We start from the raw sequence: 16842 nt of genomic DNA, 5'->3' as shown, positions 1-16842 counted from the left end.
CCGACCTCCGCATTCCGCCCGTATGCTGCGACAAAACGGCGCCAGGGGCTTTTCCGGCCCGCGGATGAACATCTTTCAACTTGAATGAAATTCATGGTCCAGCCACCCCCGGTCGGAAAGCCCCTGCCTTTGTTATGCTTTTCACCTTTCCGCCCACTGACGCCAGGTCCATCCATGTCCAGCCCGCTCACCGATCGCAGCGCCCGCCTGCAAGCCCTCCAGCACGCCCTCAGGGAACGTATCCTGATCCTCGATGGCGGCATGGGCACCATGATCCAGAGCTACAAGCTGGAAGAAGCCGACTACCGCGGCGAGCGCTTCGCCGACTGGCCGAGCGACGTGAAAGGCAACAACGACCTCTTGCTGCTCAGCCGCCCGGACGTGATCCAGGCCATCGAGAATGCCTACCTCGACGCCGGCGCCGACATCCTCGAGACCAATACCTTCAACGCCACCCAGGTGTCCCAGGCCGACTACGGCATGCAGTCGCTGGCCTACGAACTCAACGTCGAAGGGGCGCGCCTGGCTCGCCAGGTGGCGGACGCGAAGACCGCCGAGACCCCGGACAAGCCGCGCTTCGTCGCCGGCGTGCTCGGCCCGACCAGCCGCACCTGCTCGATTTCCCCGGACGTGAACAACCCCGGCTACCGCAACGTCACCTTCGACGAGCTGGTGGAGAACTACGTCGAGGCGACCCGCGGCCTGATCGAGGGCGGCGCCGACCTGATCCTGATCGAGACCATCTTCGACACCCTCAATGCCAAGGCGGCGATATTCGCCGTCCAGGGCGTGTTCGAGGAACTCGGCGTGGAGCTGCCGATCATGATCTCCGGGACCATCACCGACGCCTCCGGCCGCACCCTGTCGGGCCAGACCACCGAGGCCTTCTGGAACTCGGTGCGGCATGCCCGGCCGATCTCGGTAGGCCTGAACTGCGCCCTCGGCGCCAAGGAATTGCGGCCGTACATCGAGGAACTGTCGACCAAGGCCGACACTCATGTCTCGGCCCACCCCAACGCCGGCCTGCCGAACGCCTTCGGCGAATACGACGAATCGCCGGCGGAAATGGCCGTGGTGGTCGAGGAATTCGCCGCCGCCGGCTTCCTCAATATCGTCGGCGGCTGCTGCGGCACCACCCCGGCGCACATCGAGGCGATCGCCAAGGCAGTGGCCAAGTACCCGCCGCGGGCCATCCCGGAGATTCCCCGGGCCTGTCGCCTGTCCGGCCTGGAGCCGTTCACCATCGACCGCAGCTCGCTGTTCGTCAACGTCGGCGAGCGCACCAACATCACCGGTTCGGCCAAGTTCGCCCGGCTGATCCGCGAGGAAAACTACGCGGAAGCTCTCGAGGTCGCCCAGCAGCAGGTGGAAGCCGGCGCCCAGGTGATCGACATCAACATGGACGAAGGCATGCTGGACTCGAAGGCGGCCATGGTCACCTTCCTCAACCTGATCGCCTCCGAGCCCGACATCTCGCGCGTGCCGATCATGATCGACTCCTCCAAGTGGGAAGTGATCGAGGCCGGCCTGAAGTGCATCCAGGGCAAGGGCATCGTCAACTCGATCTCGATGAAGGAAGGCGTCGAGGCCTTCAAGCACCATGCCCGCCTGTGCAAGCGCTACGGCGCCGCGGTGGTGGTGATGGCCTTCGACGAGGACGGCCAGGCCGACACCCAGGCGCGCAAGGAAGAAATCTGCAAGCGCTCCTACGACATCCTGGTCGACGAAGTCGGCTTCCCACCGGAAGACATCATCTTCGATGCGAACATCTTCGCCATCGCCACCGGCATCGAGGAACACAACAACTACGCGGTCGATTTCATCAACGCCTGCGCCTACATCCGCGACAACCTCCCCTACGCCCTGAGTTCGGGCGGGGTGTCCAACGTGTCCTTCTCGTTCCGCGGCAACAACCCGGTACGCGAGGCGATCCACTCGGTGTTCCTCTACTACGCGATCCGCAACGGCCTGACCATGGGCATCGTCAACGCCGGCCAGCTGGAAATCTACGACGAGATTCCGAAAGCGCTGCGCGACCGGGTCGAGGACGTGGTGCTCAACCGCACGCCCGAGGCCACCGAGGCCCTGCTGGCGATCGCCGACGACTACAAGGGCGGCGGCGCGGTCAAGGAGGCCGAGGACGAGGAATGGCGCAGCTACAGTGTCGAGAAGCGCCTCGAGCATGCGCTGGTCAAGGGCATCACCACCTGGATCGTCGAGGACACCGAGGAATGCCGCCAGCAGTGTGCGCGTCCCATCGAGGTCATCGAAGGTCCGCTGATGTCCGGGATGAACGTGGTCGGCGACCTGTTCGGCGCCGGCAAGATGTTCCTCCCGCAGGTGGTCAAGTCCGCGCGAGTGATGAAGCAGGCGGTGGCCCACCTGATTCCCTTCATCGAGGCGGAGAAAGGCGACAAGCCGGAAGCCAAGGGCAAGATCCTGATGGCCACGGTGAAGGGCGACGTGCACGACATCGGCAAGAACATCGTCGGCGTGGTGCTCGGCTGCAACGGCTATGACGTGGTCGACCTCGGCGTGATGGTGCCGGCGGAGAAGATCCTGCAGACCGCCATCGCCGAGAAATGCGACATCATCGGCCTGTCTGGCCTGATCACGCCGTCGCTGGACGAGATGGTCCACGTCGCCAAGGAAATGCAGCGGCAGAATTTCCAGTTGCCGCTGATGATCGGCGGCGCCACTACCTCGAAGGCGCATACCGCGGTGAAGATCGATCCGCAGTACAGCAACGACGCGGTGGTCTACGTCACCGACGCCTCGCGCGCGGTAGGCGTGGCCACCAGCCTGCTGTCCAAGGAGCTGAAGGCCGACTACGTGGCCCGCACCCGCGCCGACTACGCGGTGGTCCGCGAACGCACGGCCAACCGCAGCGCCCGCACCGAGCGGCTGAGCTACGAACAGGCGATCGCCAACAAGCCGGCGTTCGACTGGGCCGGCTACCAGGCGCCGACGCCTTCCTTCACCGGCGTCAGGGTGCTCGACGAGATCGACCTCGCGGTGCTCGCCGAGTACATCGACTGGACGCCGTTCTTCATTTCCTGGGACCTGGCCGGCAAGTACCCGCGCATCCTCACCGACGAGGTGGTCGGCGAGGCCGCCACCTCGTTGTTCAATGACGCCCAGGCGATGCTGAAGAAGCTGATCGACGAGAAGCTGATCAAGGCCCGTGCGGTGTTCGGCTTCTGGCCGGCCAACCAGGTCGAGCACGACGACCTGGAGGTCTACGGCGCCGATGGCGAGACCCTCGCCACCCTGCACCACCTGCGGCAGCAGACGATCAAGCCGGACGGCAAGCCGAACCTGTCGCTGGCCGATTTCGTCGCGCCGAAGGAAAGCGGCGTGCGCGACTACATCGGCGGCTTCATCACCACCGCCGGGATCGGCGCCGAGGAAGTGGCCAAGGCGTACGAAGCCAAGGGCGACGACTACAACAGCATCATGGTCAAGGCGCTCGCCGACCGCCTCGCCGAAGCCTGCGCCGAGTGGCTGCACGAGCGGGTGCGCAAGGAGTACTGGGGCTACGCCCGCGACGAACACCTCGACAACGAGGCCTTGATCAAGGAGCAATACGTCGGCATCCGCCCGGCACCGGGCTACCCGGCCTGCCCCGACCATACCGAGAAAGGCACTCTGTTCGAACTGCTCGATCCGCAGGGCCTGTCCGGCGTCAGCCTGACCGAGCACTACGCGATGTTCCCGGCCGCGGCGGTCAGCGGTTGGTATTTCGCCCACCCGCAGGCGCAGTACTTCGCGGTCGGCAAGATCGACAAGGACCAGGTGGAACGCTACAGCCAGCGCAAGGGCCAGGAAGCCAGCGTCAGCGAGCGCTGGCTGGCGCCGAACCTTGGCTACGATGACTGACCAGGAAGGCGACGATGAAATTCCTCACTCCCGAGCAGATGGAAAAGCCGCGCAAGCGCCGCCTGCGCAAGAAACTGCGCCTGGGCGAGTTCCAGGAGTTCGGCTTCAGCTTCGAACTGACCTACGACCGCAACGCTCTCTCCCACGACGATGCGCTGGACCATCTGATCGACTTCGTCGAGGCCCAGGGCTGGGTGTTCGGCGGTGGCGGCTCGCCGGAACAGGCGGAGATCAGCGGCTACCTGTGCCTGGCGCGGGTCGGCAGCCTAGACGAGGCGGACCGGGAAAGCGCCCGCCTGTGGCTGGAAGCCCAACCCTGGTGCAAGACCTTCGAGGTCGGCCCGTTGAGCGACTGCTGGCACAACTTCTTCGAGTGAAACCGGCGCCGGCATGACCTGGCCTGGCGCCGGCAGGCGCGAAGCTGCGACCTACACCCGGATCAGGCGCGGTTCATGCCCCGTGTGGGCGAGGAAAGCCAGCAGGTCTGCGTAGCGGATGCACTCGGTGGCGGTATTCACCAACGGGTGGAAACCGAGCAACTGGTCCTGGCGAATGGCATCGTCGAGCAGCACCTCGACCCTGTGCTGCGGATCGTTGACCAGCGCGAAAGGCGTCACGCAGCCCAGTTCGACGCCGAGGTATTCGCGCAGGCGCTCGACCGAGGCGAACGACAGGCGGCTTTCGCCGATCTGTTCGGCGATGCCCGGCAGGTCGGCCTCCTTGCGCTCGTCGAGCAGCACCAGGTAGTGGCGAGTACCCTTGCGGTTGCGCAGGAACAGGTTCTTGATGCCCTGGTCGGGCAATTCGATGCCCTGCGCGTAATATTCCTCGATGGAGGCGATGGCCGGATGCTCGACCCGCTGGCTGTCGATGGCCAGCTCGCGGAGCAACGCCAGAAGCGCCTGCTCGTCCATTTTCGCACTCATGGGACGCGCGCCCTCAGGTGAACTGCGAACCGGAACGGCGCACGAACTTGATCGACCACTTGAAGTTCGGCTTGCGCGTCACGCTGATCGGGCGCCGGGTCACGGTATCGATGGTGATGTTCCAGAACCCGGTGCTGGGCACCTTGATCTTCGCCGGGAAGCGGTCGAAGGCGCCGCCATGGTAGCTATGCCGCCCGCCATTCTTGAAACTGCGGAAATTGGCGTCGTTCATCAGGCGGATATTGCATTGCTGCGAACACTCGATGACCACGATGTCGTCTTCGTTGAGGTGTTCGCGCTGGTGGACGAATTTCATGGAACGGTTCCGTTGCTGCGGTGGAGCGGAGCGCAACGATAGCACGTCGGCGCCGGCCATACCGCCTCATGACGGGCAATGGTAGGATGCGCGCCCCATGCGTAGCCAAGACCTCCACCAGCGCCTCGCCGATCTCGGCGCCAAGCCCCTGCATTGCGGGAGGATCGTCCGCGCCTGGCTGCAGGGCCGCGCCCTCGATGCCTGCACCGCCCGCCAGCCGGCCGAGGACTTCCTGCCGCTGGGCGTACGCCACGGTCTGCCCCAGGTAGCCGCGGAACTGGAAGGCATCGCCCGCCTGCACAGCGAGCATCCGGCGAGCGACGGCTCGTCGCGCCTGCTGGTGGAACTGGCCGACCGGCAGATGGTGGAAAGCGTGCTGCTGCCGCGCGGTGGGCTGTGCGTCTCGACCCAGGTCGGCTGCGCGGTCGGCTGCGTGTTCTGCATGACCGGCCGCAGCGGCCTGCTGCGCCAGGTCGGCAGCCTGGAGATGGTCGCCCAGGTGGTCCTGGCGCGGCGTCGGCGAGCGGTGAAGAAAGTGGTGTTCATGGGCATGGGCGAGCCGGCGCACAACCTCGACAACGTCCTCGAAGCCATCGACCTGCTCGGCACCGATGGCGGCATCGGCCACAAGAACCTGGTGTTCTCCACCGTCGGCGATCCCCGCGTGTTCGAGCGCCTGCCCCTGCAACGGGTGAAGCCCGCCCTCGCCCTGTCCCTGCACAGCACCCGCGCCGAACTGCGCCGGCAACTGTTGCCCAAGGCGCCGCCGCTGAGCCCGGAAGAACTGGTGGAAGCCGGCGAGGCCTACGCCCGCCGGGTCGACTATCCGATCCAGTACCAATGGACCCTGCTCGAAGGGATCAACGACAGCCTGGAGGAAATGGACGGCATCCTGCGCCTGCTCAAGGGCCGCTTCGCGGTGATGAACCTGATCCCCTACAACAGCATGGACGGCGACGCCTACCGGCGCCCGAGCGGGGAGCGGATCGTCGAGCTGGTGCGCTACCTGCACAGCCGCGGCGTGCTGACCAAGGTGCGCAACTCGGCCGGCCAGGACATCGACGGCGGCTGCGGGCAACTGCGCGCCAGGGCCACGCAGGGCACGGCGGAACGGCGCATCCCCGCCCGCCAGGCCTGAAGCCACCCTCCTCCCGCCAAGGGTGTAGACTCTCAGGGCAGGTATGGAAAAGGGAGGACCACCGATGGGTATCGAGACGGAAGAACCGAACCAGAAGCCGCCGACCTTCTGGCAGATGCTGCACAGCGTGATGGCTGCCGCCTTCGGCGTACAGAGCGGGCGAAACCGCGCCCGCGACTTCAGCCACGGCAAGCCCGTGCACTTCATCATGCTGGGCCTGCTCTTCACCCTGGTGTTCGTGCTGTTGCTGGCCGGGATCGTGAAACTGGTGCTGAGCCTCAGCGGCCTGTGACCTCTGCGCCGCCGAGGCGGGCTTTCACTGGTGGCTGACCCAGAACACCGCGGTAGCCACCACCAGCAGGATCAGGACGAAGGCCGCGCGGGCGTCGACCACGCTGTCGCGGTTTTCCTGGGTTTTGCTCGGCTCGCTCATGACTCCCCCTGTTTCTTGTGGGTATCGGGACGAAGACATCGAAAGGCACTCTCCAGTTAAGACCAGCGCCGCCCATCGCTCAAGAAAGGCGCCGTTGCGAAGCGGTTATGCTTGCCTGGCGACTTAGTCTTTTTGGTTCTTACCATATACTCAAACATCACTTTTACGCATAAATATGAACTGGTATCGTGCGCCCACTCCGCGTGGAGCGCGTAGCCGTGCGCGCTGGTTAACGCAGTAAGCCGCATAGCCTGACAGCAGGAATATTCATGTACGTATACGACGAGTACGACCAACGGATCGTCGAGGACCGCGTCAAGCAGTTCCGCGACCAGACCCGCCGTTACCTGGCGGGTGAATTGACCGGTGAGGAGTTCCGCCCGCTGCGCCTGCAGAACGGTCTCTATATCCAGCGCTATGCCCCGATGCTGCGCATCGCCGTTCCCTATGGCCTGCTCTCCTCGCGCCAACTGCGCAAGCTGGCGCAGATCGCCCGCGACTACGACAAGGGCTACGCCCACATCAGCACCCGGCAGAACGTGCAGTTCAACTGGCCGGAGCTGGAAGACGTGCCGGAAATCCTCGCCGAGCTGGCCACCGTGCAGATGCACGCGATTCAGACCAGCGGCAACTGCATCCGCAACACCACCACCGACCAGTTCGCCGGCGTCGCCCGCGACGAGCTGGTGGACCCGCGCCCCTGGTGCGAGATCATCCGCCAATGGTCGACCTTCCACCCCGAGTTCGCCCACCTGCCGCGCAAGTTCAAGATCGCGGTAAACGGCGCGGTGAGCGACCGTGCCGCCATCGAAGTGCACGACATCGGCCTGGAGGCGGTGAAGAACGAGGCCGGCGAGCTCGGCTTCCGCGTCTCGGTCGGCGGCGGCCTGGGCCGAACCCCCATCGTCGGCAGCTTCATCAATGAATTCCTGCCCTGGCAGCACCTGCTCGGCTACCTGGATGCCATCCTGCGCGTCTACAACCGCTATGGCCGGCGCGACAACAAGTACAAGGCGCGGATCAAGATCCTGGTCAAGGCGCTGACCCCGGAAGTCTTCGCCGAGCGCGTCGAGGCCGAATGGGCCAACCTCAAGGACGGACCGAGCACCCTCACCGAGGCGGAAGTCCAGCGCGTCGCCGCGCATTTCGTCGATCCGGCCTACAAGGCCCTCGACGACCTCGATGAATCCCTCGCCCGGCTCGACGCGGAGCACCCCGGCTTCGCCCGCTGGCGCGCACGCAACACCTTCGCCCACAAGAAGCCCGGCTACGTCGCCGTGACGCTCTCGCTGAAGCCCACCGGCACCGCGCCGGGAGACGTCACCGACAAACAGCTGGAGGCCATCGCCGATCTCGCCGACCGCTACAGCTTCGGCGAGGTGCGCAACAGCCATAACCAGAACATCATTCTCGCCGACGTCGAGCAGGGCGAACTCTTCGCCCTCTGGGGCGAACTGCGCGAACTGGGCTTCGCCACCCCCAACGTCGGCCTGCTGACCGACATCATCTGCTGCCCGGGCGGTGACTTCTGCTCCCTGGCCAACGCCAAGTCGATCCCGATCGCCGAGGCCATCCAGCGCCGCTTCGACAACCTCGACTACCTGTTCGACATCGGCGACATCGACCTGAACATCTCCGGCTGCATGAACGCCTGCGGCCATCATCATGTCGGCCACATCGGCATCCTCGGGGTCGACAAGAAAGGCGCGGAGTTCTACCAGGTCTCCCTCGGCGGCAGCTCGGCGCGCGACGCCAGCCTCGGGCAGATCCTCGGCCCGTCCTTCGCCCAGGAGCAGATGGCCGACGTGATCGACAAGATCATCCAGGTCTACGTGGAACGCCGGACCGAGGAAGAACCCTTCATCGACACCTTCCGCCGTATCGGTATCGACCCGTTCAAGGAGCGCGTATATGCAGCGAATCATTAAGGACCGCCAGGTGGTCGACGACCGCTGGCACTTGCTGCCCAAGGACGCGACCCTGGAAAGCGTGCCCAACAGCGACGACGTGATCATCCCGCTGGCCCTGTGGCTCGAGCACGGCCCGGCCCTGCGCGGCCGCGACGGTGGCCTGGGGGTCTGGCTGGACGCGGACGAGGAGCCGGAAAGCATCGCCGGTGACCTCGACAGGTTCCAGGTGATCGCGGTGAACTTCCCCGCCTTTACCGATGGCCGCGGCTTCAGCAGCGCGCGCCTGCTGCGCGAGCGCTACGGCTACAAGGGCGAGATCCGCGCGATCGGCGACGTGCTGCGCGACCAGCTGTTCTTCATGCGCCGCTGCGGCTTCGACGCCTACGCCATCCGTGCCGACCGCAGCCCGGAAGACGCCCTGGCCAGCCTGGACGACTTCAGCGAGGTCTACCAGACCTCGGTGGAGCAGCCGCTGCCGCTGTTCCGCCGCCGCGGCTGAACCCGGCCCTGACGAAAAAGCCCCGCAGCCGCGGGGCTTTTTCGTTCCCGAGGCCACGGACGCCTCAGGCCGCGCGCACGCTGTCCCAGGCCACCTGCGCCAGCAGTTCGCGACAGTCGGCCAACGCCACCCGGGTTCGCCCGGCCAGCCACTGGCGGGCAAGGTCGTGGGCCGGGCCGATCACCACCGAAGCAAAGCAGTCGTCCGGCATCTCGCGGAACAGGCCCTCGGCCCGATATCCCGCCAGCGCCGCATGGATCCGCGCGAAGTGGGCCTGGTTGTCGGCCCGCAGGCGCTCGCCCAACTCCCCCGCCTCTACCCGCCCGCGGCTGTGCAGGATGAAGCGTGCCCAGTCAGGATTCGCCACGACCCAGTCGATATAGCTGGTGACCAGCAACCTGACCGTTTCCTCGGCGCTGCGCGCCCTGGCGAAGCCGGCTTCGAGCAACGCCGCGTACTGGCCGATCCCGGCCAGGTACAGTTCGCCATGGATGCGTTCCTTGTTGCCGAAATGGTGGTAGAGGCTACCGATGCTCGCTCCGGAACGGTCGCGGATCATCTCGATGGTGGTGGCGTCTACGCCATGCTCGCTGAAGCAGGCCAGGGCGGCCTGGAGAATCTCGTCTTTGCGGGAAGAACGGCCCATGTCGGTCCTTGTCGTTAATCGTCGAAACGCTGACTAGAATATTTTTCTAGAATAAATTTCTAACCTTCGTATACTGCCCCGGTGCGCACACATCTTCAATCCTGAAACGCCCGGAGTTTTCCATGAGTCAGATGATGCAGATGTACCAGCAGGTCGGCCCGGCCCAGTTCAGCGCCATGATCGGCCAGTTCGCACCCTATTTCGCCAGCATCGCCCCGCAGTTCGTCGAACTGCGTCCCGGCTATGCCGAAGTCACCTTCCCCAAGCGCCGCGAGGTGCTGAACCATATCGGCACGGTGCATGCCATCGCCCTGTGCAATGCCGCCGAACTGGCCGCCGGGACCATGACCGACGCCTCGATTCCCGCCGGCCATCGCTGGATTCCGCGCGGCATGACCGTCGAGTACCTGGCCAAGGCCACTGGCGACGTGCGCGCGGTGGCCGACGGCAGCCAGATCGACTGGCAAGCCACCGGCAACCTGGTGGTGCCGGTGGTCGCCTATGTCGACGACAAGCCGGTATTCCGCGCCGAGATCACCATGTACGTCAGCCAGGCCTGACCGCCAGGGCGCCCCGGCCGTGCTTTCGGCCGGCTGGAGGCGCCCTGGCGGCCAGCCCTATTCTCGAAGCCGCGAACAGACCACGGAGACCGGCATGAACCCTCCGCAACCACGCCTCATCGATAACGGCAACGGCCATCCGCTGGCCAGCCATTGGTACCGGCCTGCCGGGGAGCCGCGCGGCTATCTCCTGATCGTCCCGGCGATGGGAGTGGAACAGCGGTTCTACGCGCCCTTCGCCGCCTGGCTGGCAGAGCGCGGCTACCTGGCCATCACCTTCGACTACCTGGGCATGGGGCAATCGCGCAACGGCTCGCTGCGCGGTCTCGAGGTCGATGTGCTGGGTTGGGCCCGTCATGACTGCAGCGCCATGCTCGCCGCCGCGCTCGCCGAGAGCGGGAGCAAGCCCCTGTACTGGATCGGCCATAGCCTGGGCGGCCAGATCCTGCCCTTCGTCGAAGGGCGCGAGCGTATCGAGAGGGTCTTCAGCATCGCCAGCGGCAGTGGCTACTGGAAGGAAAACAGCCCGCGGTTGCGCAACAAGGTCTGGTTGTTCTGGTACCTCGTCGCGCCCCTGCTGACGCCGCTGCTCGGCTATTTTCCCGGGCGCCGCCTGGGCATGGTCGGCGACCTGCCGCGCGGGGTGATCGAACAATGGCGACGCTGGTGCCTGCATCCGCAGTACGCCCTCGCGGATGGCGAGGCTATCCGCCGCGCCTTCTCCGCCGTACGCACGCCCATCGTGTCGCTGTCGTTCACCGACGATGAAATGATGTCCCGACGCAGCATCGAGTCGCTGCTGGGCTTCTACCGCGAAGCGCCGAAAACCGCCTGGCGCATCGCTCCCGAGGAAATCGGCGCCCGCCACATCGGCCATTTCGGCTTCTTCCGGCCGCAGTTCGCCGAATCGCTCTGGGCGGGCTACCTGTTGCCGGAGCTGGGCTCCGGCAACGCCCTCAGCCGAGGTTGACCAGCACCCGGCCGACCAGCTTGCCGGCGAGGATCTGGTTGATCGCCCCCGGCAGCTCTTCGAGGGCGATCTCGCGCGCCACCTCTTCGAGGTTGTCGAGCTTCCATTGCAGCGACAGCTTGTCCCACATGGATGCCTTGACCACCAGCGGCAGCTCCACCGAGTCCACCCCGAGCAGGTTGACCCCGCGCAGGATGAACGGCAGCACCGAGGCCTTGAAGCCGGCGCCGGCGGTCAGGCCGCAGCAGGCGACGCTGCCGCCGTACTGCAACGACTTGACCACGTTGAAGAGGATGTCGCCGCCGACGGTGTCCACCGCGCCGGCCCACTGTTCCTTGAGCAACGGCTTGTCGACGCCATCGGCCACGGTGGCGCGATCGAGGATCTGCTTGGCCCCCAGGCGGTTGAGGAACTCGGCCTGCTCCAGCTTGCCGGTGGCGGCCGCCACGGTGTAGCCGAGCTTGGCCAGCAGTTCCACGGCGATACTGCCGACCCCGCCGCTGGCGCCGGTGACCAGCACCGAGCCATGGTCGGGGCGCAGGCCGCTGCGCTCCAGCTTTTCGACGCAGAGCGCCGCGGTCAGGCCGGCGGTGCCGAGGATCATCGCCTCGCGCAGGCTCAGGCCTTGCGGGCGCTTGATCACCCAGGCCGCGGGCACGCGGATGTACTGGCCGAAACCGCCGGCGGTGTTCATGCCCAGGTCGTAGCCGGTGACGATCACCTCGTCACCGGCCGCGAACTCGGCCACCGAGGACTCGGCGACCACACCGGCGGCATCGATGCCGGGGGTATGCGGGTACTTGCGGGTCACCCCGCGGTTGCCGCTGGCGGACAGCGCATCCTTGTAGTTCAGCGAGGAATACTGCACGCGGATCAGTACGTCGCCCGCCGGCAGGTCGCCGGTATCGCGCTCGACCACCTGCGTTTCGTAAACGCCGTGGGGCGCTTCCGTCACCCACAACGCCTTGAATACAGCCATTTCGACCTCCTCTCGTGAAAACCCTGAAGACAGCGTGTTCGTCCCTGTCGGCGCCGGCCTATTGCCAGAACTTCTGCTGGTTGAGCCGCCCCCACCAGGTCACCAGCACGCGGTCGATAACCACGCTGGCGGCCAGGCCGACGCGTTCCTGCAGGCTCTTGCGCTCGACGAATTGCACCTGGTAGACATCGCGCTCCCTGGCCTGCTCGGCCAGGTACTCGTCGCTGGTCTTGAGTTCGTCCACCAGCAGCTTGCCCAGTGCGGCCTGGCCCAGCCAGACCTCGCCGGTGGCGATCTCGTCCATGTTCAGTTGCGGCCGGTAGTGGGCCACGAAGTTCTTGAACAGTTCGTGGGTCACCTCCAGGTCCTCCTGGAACTTTTCCCGGCCCTTCTCGGTGTTCTCGCCGAATACCGTCAGCGTACGCTTGTATTCGCCAGCGGTAAGCACCTCGAAGTCAATATCGTGCTTCTTCAACAGCCGGTGGACGTTGGGCAACTGCGCCACCACGCCGATCGAGCCGAGGATGGCGAAGGGCGCGGAAAGGATCCGATCGCCGATGCAGGCCATCATGTAGCCGCCGCTGGCCGCCACCTTGTCGACGCACACGGTCAGCGGCACGCCGGCCTGGCGGATGCGCGCCAGTTGCGAGGCCGCCAGGCCGTAGCCATGGACCATGCCACCGCCGCTTTCCAGGCGCAGCACCACCTCGTCGTCCTTGCCCGCCATGCTCAGCACCGCAGTCACTTCGTGGCGCAGTTGCTCGGTAGCCGAGGCCTTGATGTCGCCGTCGAAATCGAGCACGTAGACCCGCGACTTCTGTTCAGGATGTTTCTTCGCCTGCTTCGCCGCCTTGCTCTCCTCCTTGCGCAAGGCCTTGAGGCTGGCCTTGTCGAGGACGCTGTGACGGACCCGCTCGCGCAGGTCCTTGTAGAAATCGTTGAGTTTCTGCACGTCGAGGTGCCCGCCTGCGCCGCGCCGGCCGCGGCCGCGCAGGGCGACGATCACCACCAGCACCACGATGATCGCCGCCAGCACGGTCACGGTCCTGGCCAGAAAGCCCGCATATTCGGCAATGAACTCCACACAACCCCCTCTCTACTGTTGACGCACCCGTCTACGGGCGACACGATTGCGCAAGCATACCCAGGCCACCGACGGGCGGCCAGCGATGCCACTGCCTGGAGAGCCTTTGCAGGGCACGCCCGGAGCAGCCGATAAAGGCAGCGAATGACATTCAAACAAGCGTATGTTTTTTCGTTGACAGCCCTGGGTGATCCTCATACCCTCGCGGAACTTTCACCCGCCGAGGTCCGCCCGTGGGCAGCATCTACCTGATTCGACATGGCCAGGCGTCGTTCGGTGCCGACGACTACGACGTGCTGTCGCCGACCGGCATCCGCCAGGCGGAAATCCTCGGCGACCACCTGCTAAACCTCGGCGTCCGTTTCGACCGCGTCCTCAGCGGCGGCTTGCGCCGCCAGCAGCACACCGCCCGCGCCGCCCTCGAACGCCTGGAGTCCTCCGGGCTGGCCACGCCGGAGCTGGAAGTCGATCCGGCGTTCAACGAATTCGAAGCCGACGCGGTGATCCGCGCGCACCTGCCGGACCTGCTCGAGGAGCAGCCGGAAGCCTTGCACATCCTTCGCCATGCGGCCGAGCATCGGGCCGAGTTCCAGCGCCTGTTCTCCACCATCATCGCGCGCTGGGTTTCCGGCAACCATGAGAAAGATGGGCTGGAAAGCTGGCAGGAATTCCTCGATAAGGTCCATGACGGTCTTCGTCGTCTGCTGGCGCAGGCCAGCGGCAAGGACAGGGTCGCCGTGTTCACCTCCGGCGGTACCATCACCGCCCTGCTCCAGCTGATCGTCGGCGTTCCGCCGCTCAAGGCCTTCGAGCTGAACTGGCAGATCGTCAATACCTCGCTGACTCGCCTGAAATTCCGCGGCGAGGAAGTGTCCCTGGCTTCCTTCAACAGTCACGTGCACCTGGAACTGTTGAAGGCGCCGGAACTCATCACCTATCGATGAGCCGGCCTACCGCGACCGTTCCGGTCGCCGAAAAAACCCTAGAAGAAAGGAATAGAACCCATGACCACCGTTGCTGACATCGTCTCCACCATGAAAAGCAAGTTCAACGCCAGCGCGGCCGCCGGCCTGGATCTGGTGTTCCAGTTCAACATCGAAGACGGCGACAACCACTACCTGGTCGTCAAGGACGGTACCTGCGAAGTGGTACAGGGCGACGCCGAGAACCCCAACGTCACCCTGATCATGGACAGCGAAACCCTGAAGGGCATCACCAGCGGCGAGACCGACGGCATGCAGGCCTTCATGGCCGGCAAGCTGCGCGCCGAAGGCGACATGATGCTGGCGATGAAGCTGGGCGAACTGTTCCCGGTCTGACCGTTTCCGGCGCCATGCCAGAAGGAAAACCGGAGTCCCTCGCGGCTCCGGTTTTTTTTTGTCCGGCATTCCTCCAGGCCGACGATCAGGGACCGTGATGGAGCGGCAACACGCTTGCCCATAACGCCCGGCGGCGGCTTGTGAGGGCCGGGACAGGGCATTAGATTAGCCAATTATCGCCGGCCACCATCATTGCGCAGCCTGATGCGCGCACCGGCTCCCGCGGCTCCGCCGTGGCACCACGAGAAGGGAACCCCATGTCGCTGACCGACCAATCCACTCGCATCCGCGCCGGCGAAGAACTTGACGCCGCCGTCATCGACCCGTACCTGAAAGCCCATATCCCCGGCCTCGAAGGCACCCCGAAGATCAGCCAGTTCCCCGGTGGCGCGTCCAACCTGACCTACCTGATCGAGTATCCGCGCCAGGAGTTCGTCCTGCGTCGCCCGCCATTCGGCCACAAGGCCAAGTCGGCCCACGACATGGGCCGCGAATACCGCATCCTGAACCAGTTGAACGCAGGCTTCCCCTACTGCCCGAAAGCCTACCTCTACTGCACCGACGAGTCGGTGATCGGCGCCGAGTTCTACGTCATGGAACGGGTCAAGGGCATCATCCTGCGCGCCGAACTGCCGCCTGAGCTGAATCTCGACGAACAACAGACCCGCAGCCTGTGCAAGAGCTTCATCGACAAGTTCGTCGAACTGCACAACGTCGACTACGCCGCCTGCGGACTGGCCGACCTGGGCCGCCCGGACGGCTACGTGCAGCGCCAGATCGCCGGCTGGACCGACCGCTACGAGAAGGCCCTGACCCCCGACGCGCCGCTCTGGGAACCGGTCAAGGCCTGGCTCAAGGACAAGCAGCCGGCCGATCACCACAAGCCGGGCATCGTGCACAACGACTACCGCTTCGACAACGTGATCCTCGACCCGGACAACCCGATGCAGATCATCGGCGTGCTGGACTGGGAACTGGCCACCCTCGGCGATCCGCTGATGGACCTCGGCAACACCCTCGCCTACTGGGTGGAAGCCGGCGACCCGGCTCCGGTGCAACTGACCCGCCGCCAGCCCAGCCACCTGCCGGGCATGCTGACCCGCCGGGAGTTCGCCGACTACTACGCCGAGCGGGCCGGGATCCCGCCGATCGACAACCTGGACTTCTACTACACCTATGGCCTGTTCCGTCTTGCCGGCATCGTCCAGCAGATCTACTACCGCTACTACCACGGGCAGACCCAGGACAAGCGTTTCGCCCAGTTCGTGCAGATGAACAAGCTGCTGGAGCAGATGAGCCTGCAGGCCATCGAGCGCTCCCGCCTGTAACCGACCACTACAAGGGGATAGCCCATGTCCAAGACCCACCTGTTCGACCTCGACGGCAAGATCGCCTTCGTTTCCGGCGCCAGCCGCGGCATCGGCGAGGCGATAGCCAAGCTGCTGGCCCAGCAAGGCGCCCACGTGATCGTCTCGAGCCGCAAGATCGATGGCTGCCAGGCGGTCGCCGACGCGATCACCGCGGAGGGCGGCAAGGCCACCGCGATCGCCTGCCACATCGGCGAGATGGAGCAGATCCAGAACGTCTTCGCACAGATCCGCGAGCAGTTCGGCCGCCTCGACATCCTGGTCAACAACGCCGCCACGAACCCGCAGTTCTGCAACGTACTGGAAACCGACCTCGGCGCCTTCCAGAAGACCGTCGACGTCAACATCCGCGGCTACTACTTCATGTCCATCGAGGGCGGCAAGCTGATGAAGGAACACGGCGGCGGCAGCATCATCAACGTGGCCTCGATCAACGGCGTATCGCCCGGCGAGTTCCAGGGCATCTACTCGGTGACCAAGGCCGCCGTGATCAGCATGACCAAGGTCTTCGCCAAGGAATGCGCGCAGTTCGGCATCCGCTGCAACGCCCTCCTGCCAGGGTTGACCGACACCAAGTTCGCTTCGGCGCTGGTGAAGAACGACGCGATCCGCAACCTCGCCCTGCAGCGCATCCCGCTCAAGCGCGTGGCCGAGCCGAGCGAAATGGCAGGCGCCGTGCTCTACCTGGCTAGCGAAGCGTCCAGCTACACCACCGGCGTGGCGCTGAACGTCGACGGCGGCTTCCTTTCCTGACGGAACGGCGAACGCGCGAAGAGGGAGCCAGGGCTCCCTCTTTTCATTTCAGGATTGCCAATG

Annotated in this window: 17 protein-coding genes; 12 read left to right on the top strand and 5 right to left on the bottom strand. The window is 65.3% G+C overall.

Features of this window, described 5'->3' with window-relative positions:
* Positions 1-174: 174 nt before the first annotated feature.
* Positions 175-3879, top strand: coding sequence for a methionine synthase (gene metH / locus HMPREF2581_RS14125; RefSeq protein ID WP_003139920.1), 3705 nt, complete (start codon positions 175-177; stop codon positions 3877-3879).
* Between the two features lie 14 nt (positions 3880-3893).
* Positions 3894-4256: a YggL 50S ribosome-binding family protein gene (locus HMPREF2581_RS14120; protein WP_003098191.1), complete on the top strand. Its 363-nt coding sequence runs from the start codon at positions 3894-3896 to the stop codon at positions 4254-4256.
* Between the two features lie 51 nt (positions 4257-4307).
* On the opposite strand, the gene HMPREF2581_RS14115 is transcribed toward HMPREF2581_RS14120, so the two are convergent.
* Together HMPREF2581_RS14115 and HMPREF2581_RS14110 are read right to left on the bottom strand one after the other, a co-directional pair.
* Complete coding sequence (locus HMPREF2581_RS14115; protein ID WP_003122823.1) at positions 4308-4805, bottom strand: prolyl-tRNA synthetase associated domain-containing protein; 498 nt, start codon at positions 4803-4805, stop codon at positions 4308-4310.
* Between the two features lie 13 nt (positions 4806-4818).
* Complete coding sequence (locus tag HMPREF2581_RS14110) at positions 4819-5181, bottom strand: DUF1883 domain-containing protein (protein WP_003122824.1); 363 nt, start codon at positions 5179-5181, stop codon at positions 4819-4821.
* Between the two features lie 37 nt (positions 5182-5218).
* On the opposite strand from HMPREF2581_RS14110, the gene HMPREF2581_RS14105 reads away from it, so the two are divergent.
* The 4 genes from HMPREF2581_RS14105 to HMPREF2581_RS14085 all read left to right on the top strand — a co-directional run bounded on the left by HMPREF2581_RS14105 (position 5219) and on the right by HMPREF2581_RS14085 (position 9101).
* Positions 5219-6259, top strand: coding sequence for an RNA methyltransferase (locus HMPREF2581_RS14105; protein ID WP_003139921.1), 1041 nt, complete (start codon positions 5219-5221; stop codon positions 6257-6259).
* A 64-nt stretch (positions 6260-6323) separates the two neighbouring features.
* Positions 6324-6551 (top strand): DUF2970 domain-containing protein, encoded by a 228-nt coding sequence (locus HMPREF2581_RS14100; protein ID WP_003088007.1) that lies wholly within the window; start codon positions 6324-6326, stop codon positions 6549-6551.
* A gap of 410 nt (positions 6552-6961) precedes the next feature.
* A complete protein-coding gene (locus tag HMPREF2581_RS14090; RefSeq protein WP_003098180.1) occupies positions 6962-8620 on the top strand; it encodes a nitrite/sulfite reductase in 1659 nt (552 codons plus the stop codon).
* On the top strand, positions 8604-9101 hold the full coding sequence (locus HMPREF2581_RS14085) for a DUF934 domain-containing protein (RefSeq protein ID WP_003088003.1): 498 nt from the start codon (positions 8604-8606) through the stop codon (positions 9099-9101). Before HMPREF2581_RS14090 ends, HMPREF2581_RS14085 begins: the two co-directional genes overlap by 17 nt.
* Positions 9102-9165: 64 nt before the next feature.
* Here HMPREF2581_RS14085 and HMPREF2581_RS14080 read toward each other — a convergent pair whose 3' ends face one another.
* Positions 9166-9747: a TetR/AcrR family transcriptional regulator gene (locus HMPREF2581_RS14080; RefSeq protein ID WP_003098179.1), complete on the bottom strand. Its 582-nt coding sequence runs from the start codon at positions 9745-9747 to the stop codon at positions 9166-9168.
* A gap of 122 nt (positions 9748-9869) precedes the next feature.
* Here HMPREF2581_RS14080 and HMPREF2581_RS14075 point away from each other — a divergent pair, with 122 nt between their 5' ends.
* A complete protein-coding gene (locus tag HMPREF2581_RS14075) occupies positions 9870-10307 on the top strand; it encodes a hotdog fold domain-containing protein (RefSeq protein ID WP_003098177.1) in 438 nt (145 codons plus the stop codon).
* Between the two features lie 94 nt (positions 10308-10401).
* A complete protein-coding gene (locus HMPREF2581_RS14070) occupies positions 10402-11277 on the top strand; it encodes an alpha/beta hydrolase family protein (protein WP_003087999.1) in 876 nt (291 codons plus the stop codon).
* Here HMPREF2581_RS14070 and HMPREF2581_RS14065 read toward each other — a convergent pair.
* Complete coding sequence (locus HMPREF2581_RS14065; protein ID WP_003087998.1) at positions 11264-12256, bottom strand: YhdH/YhfP family quinone oxidoreductase; 993 nt, start codon at positions 12254-12256, stop codon at positions 11264-11266. The genes HMPREF2581_RS14070 and HMPREF2581_RS14065 overlap by 14 nt on opposite strands.
* Positions 12257-12314: 58 nt before the next feature.
* Positions 12315-13340 carry a protease SohB gene (gene sohB / locus HMPREF2581_RS14060; protein WP_003087997.1) on the bottom strand — a complete coding sequence of 342 codons (1026 nt, stop codon included), beginning with the start codon at positions 13338-13340 and terminating at the stop codon, positions 12315-12317.
* A 233-nt stretch (positions 13341-13573) separates the two neighbouring features.
* Here sohB and HMPREF2581_RS14055 point away from each other — a divergent pair, with 233 nt between their 5' ends.
* The 4 genes from HMPREF2581_RS14055 to HMPREF2581_RS14040 all read left to right on the top strand — a co-directional run bounded on the left by HMPREF2581_RS14055 (position 13574) and on the right by HMPREF2581_RS14040 (position 16779).
* Positions 13574-14284 carry a histidine phosphatase family protein gene (locus HMPREF2581_RS14055; RefSeq protein WP_003087996.1) on the top strand — a complete coding sequence of 237 codons (711 nt, stop codon included), beginning with the start codon at positions 13574-13576 and terminating at the stop codon, positions 14282-14284.
* A gap of 60 nt (positions 14285-14344) precedes the next feature.
* The gene (locus HMPREF2581_RS14050) at positions 14345-14659 is read left to right on the top strand and encodes an SCP2 sterol-binding domain-containing protein (protein ID WP_003087993.1); all 315 of its coding nucleotides are present in this window, start codon (positions 14345-14347) and stop codon (positions 14657-14659) included.
* A gap of 257 nt (positions 14660-14916) precedes the next feature.
* A complete protein-coding gene (locus HMPREF2581_RS14045) occupies positions 14917-15987 on the top strand; it encodes a phosphotransferase family protein (protein ID WP_003087989.1) in 1071 nt (356 codons plus the stop codon).
* A 24-nt stretch (positions 15988-16011) separates the two neighbouring features.
* Entirely contained in the window at positions 16012-16779 is a 768-nt protein-coding gene (locus HMPREF2581_RS14040; protein ID WP_003087987.1) for an SDR family oxidoreductase, read from the top strand.
* Positions 16780-16842 lie beyond the last annotated feature (63 nt).

Origin of the sequence: Pseudomonas sp. HMSC057H01 (assembly GCF_001836405.1) — a bacterium.
In the GTDB taxonomy this organism is placed as follows: Bacteria; Pseudomonadota; Gammaproteobacteria; order Pseudomonadales; family Pseudomonadaceae; genus Pseudomonas; species Pseudomonas aeruginosa.
The sequence above is the reverse complement of the archived record's forward strand: the minus strand, read 5'-3'. Positions and strand labels throughout refer to the sequence as shown.

Coding starts and splice junctions, on each gene's coding strand:
- metH (WP_003139920.1), top strand. CDS start 175: ATGTCCAGCCCGCTCACCGATCGCAGCGCCCGCCTGCAAGCCCTCCAG.
- HMPREF2581_RS14120 (WP_003098191.1), top strand. CDS start 3,894: ATGAAATTCCTCACTCCCGAGCAGATGGAAAAGCCGCGCAAGCGCCGC.
- HMPREF2581_RS14115 (WP_003122823.1), bottom strand. CDS start 4,805: ATGAGTGCGAAAATGGACGAGCAGGCGCTTCTGGCGTTGCTCCGCGAG.
- HMPREF2581_RS14110 (WP_003122824.1), bottom strand. CDS start 5,181: ATGGCCGGCGCCGACGTGCTATCGTTGCGCTCCGCTCCACCGCAGCAA.
- HMPREF2581_RS14105 (WP_003139921.1), top strand. CDS start 5,219: ATGCGTAGCCAAGACCTCCACCAGCGCCTCGCCGATCTCGGCGCCAAG.
- HMPREF2581_RS14100 (WP_003088007.1), top strand. CDS start 6,324: ATGGGTATCGAGACGGAAGAACCGAACCAGAAGCCGCCGACCTTCTGG.
- HMPREF2581_RS14090 (WP_003098180.1), top strand. CDS start 6,962: ATGTACGTATACGACGAGTACGACCAACGGATCGTCGAGGACCGCGTC.
- HMPREF2581_RS14085 (WP_003088003.1), top strand. CDS start 8,604: ATGCAGCGAATCATTAAGGACCGCCAGGTGGTCGACGACCGCTGGCAC.
- HMPREF2581_RS14080 (WP_003098179.1), bottom strand. CDS start 9,747: ATGGGCCGTTCTTCCCGCAAAGACGAGATTCTCCAGGCCGCCCTGGCC.
- HMPREF2581_RS14075 (WP_003098177.1), top strand. CDS start 9,870: ATGAGTCAGATGATGCAGATGTACCAGCAGGTCGGCCCGGCCCAGTTC.
- HMPREF2581_RS14070 (WP_003087999.1), top strand. CDS start 10,402: ATGAACCCTCCGCAACCACGCCTCATCGATAACGGCAACGGCCATCCG.
- HMPREF2581_RS14065 (WP_003087998.1), bottom strand. CDS start 12,256: ATGGCTGTATTCAAGGCGTTGTGGGTGACGGAAGCGCCCCACGGCGTT.
- HMPREF2581_RS14050 (WP_003087993.1), top strand. CDS start 14,345: ATGACCACCGTTGCTGACATCGTCTCCACCATGAAAAGCAAGTTCAAC.
- HMPREF2581_RS14045 (WP_003087989.1), top strand. CDS start 14,917: ATGTCGCTGACCGACCAATCCACTCGCATCCGCGCCGGCGAAGAACTT.
- HMPREF2581_RS14040 (WP_003087987.1), top strand. CDS start 16,012: ATGTCCAAGACCCACCTGTTCGACCTCGACGGCAAGATCGCCTTCGTT.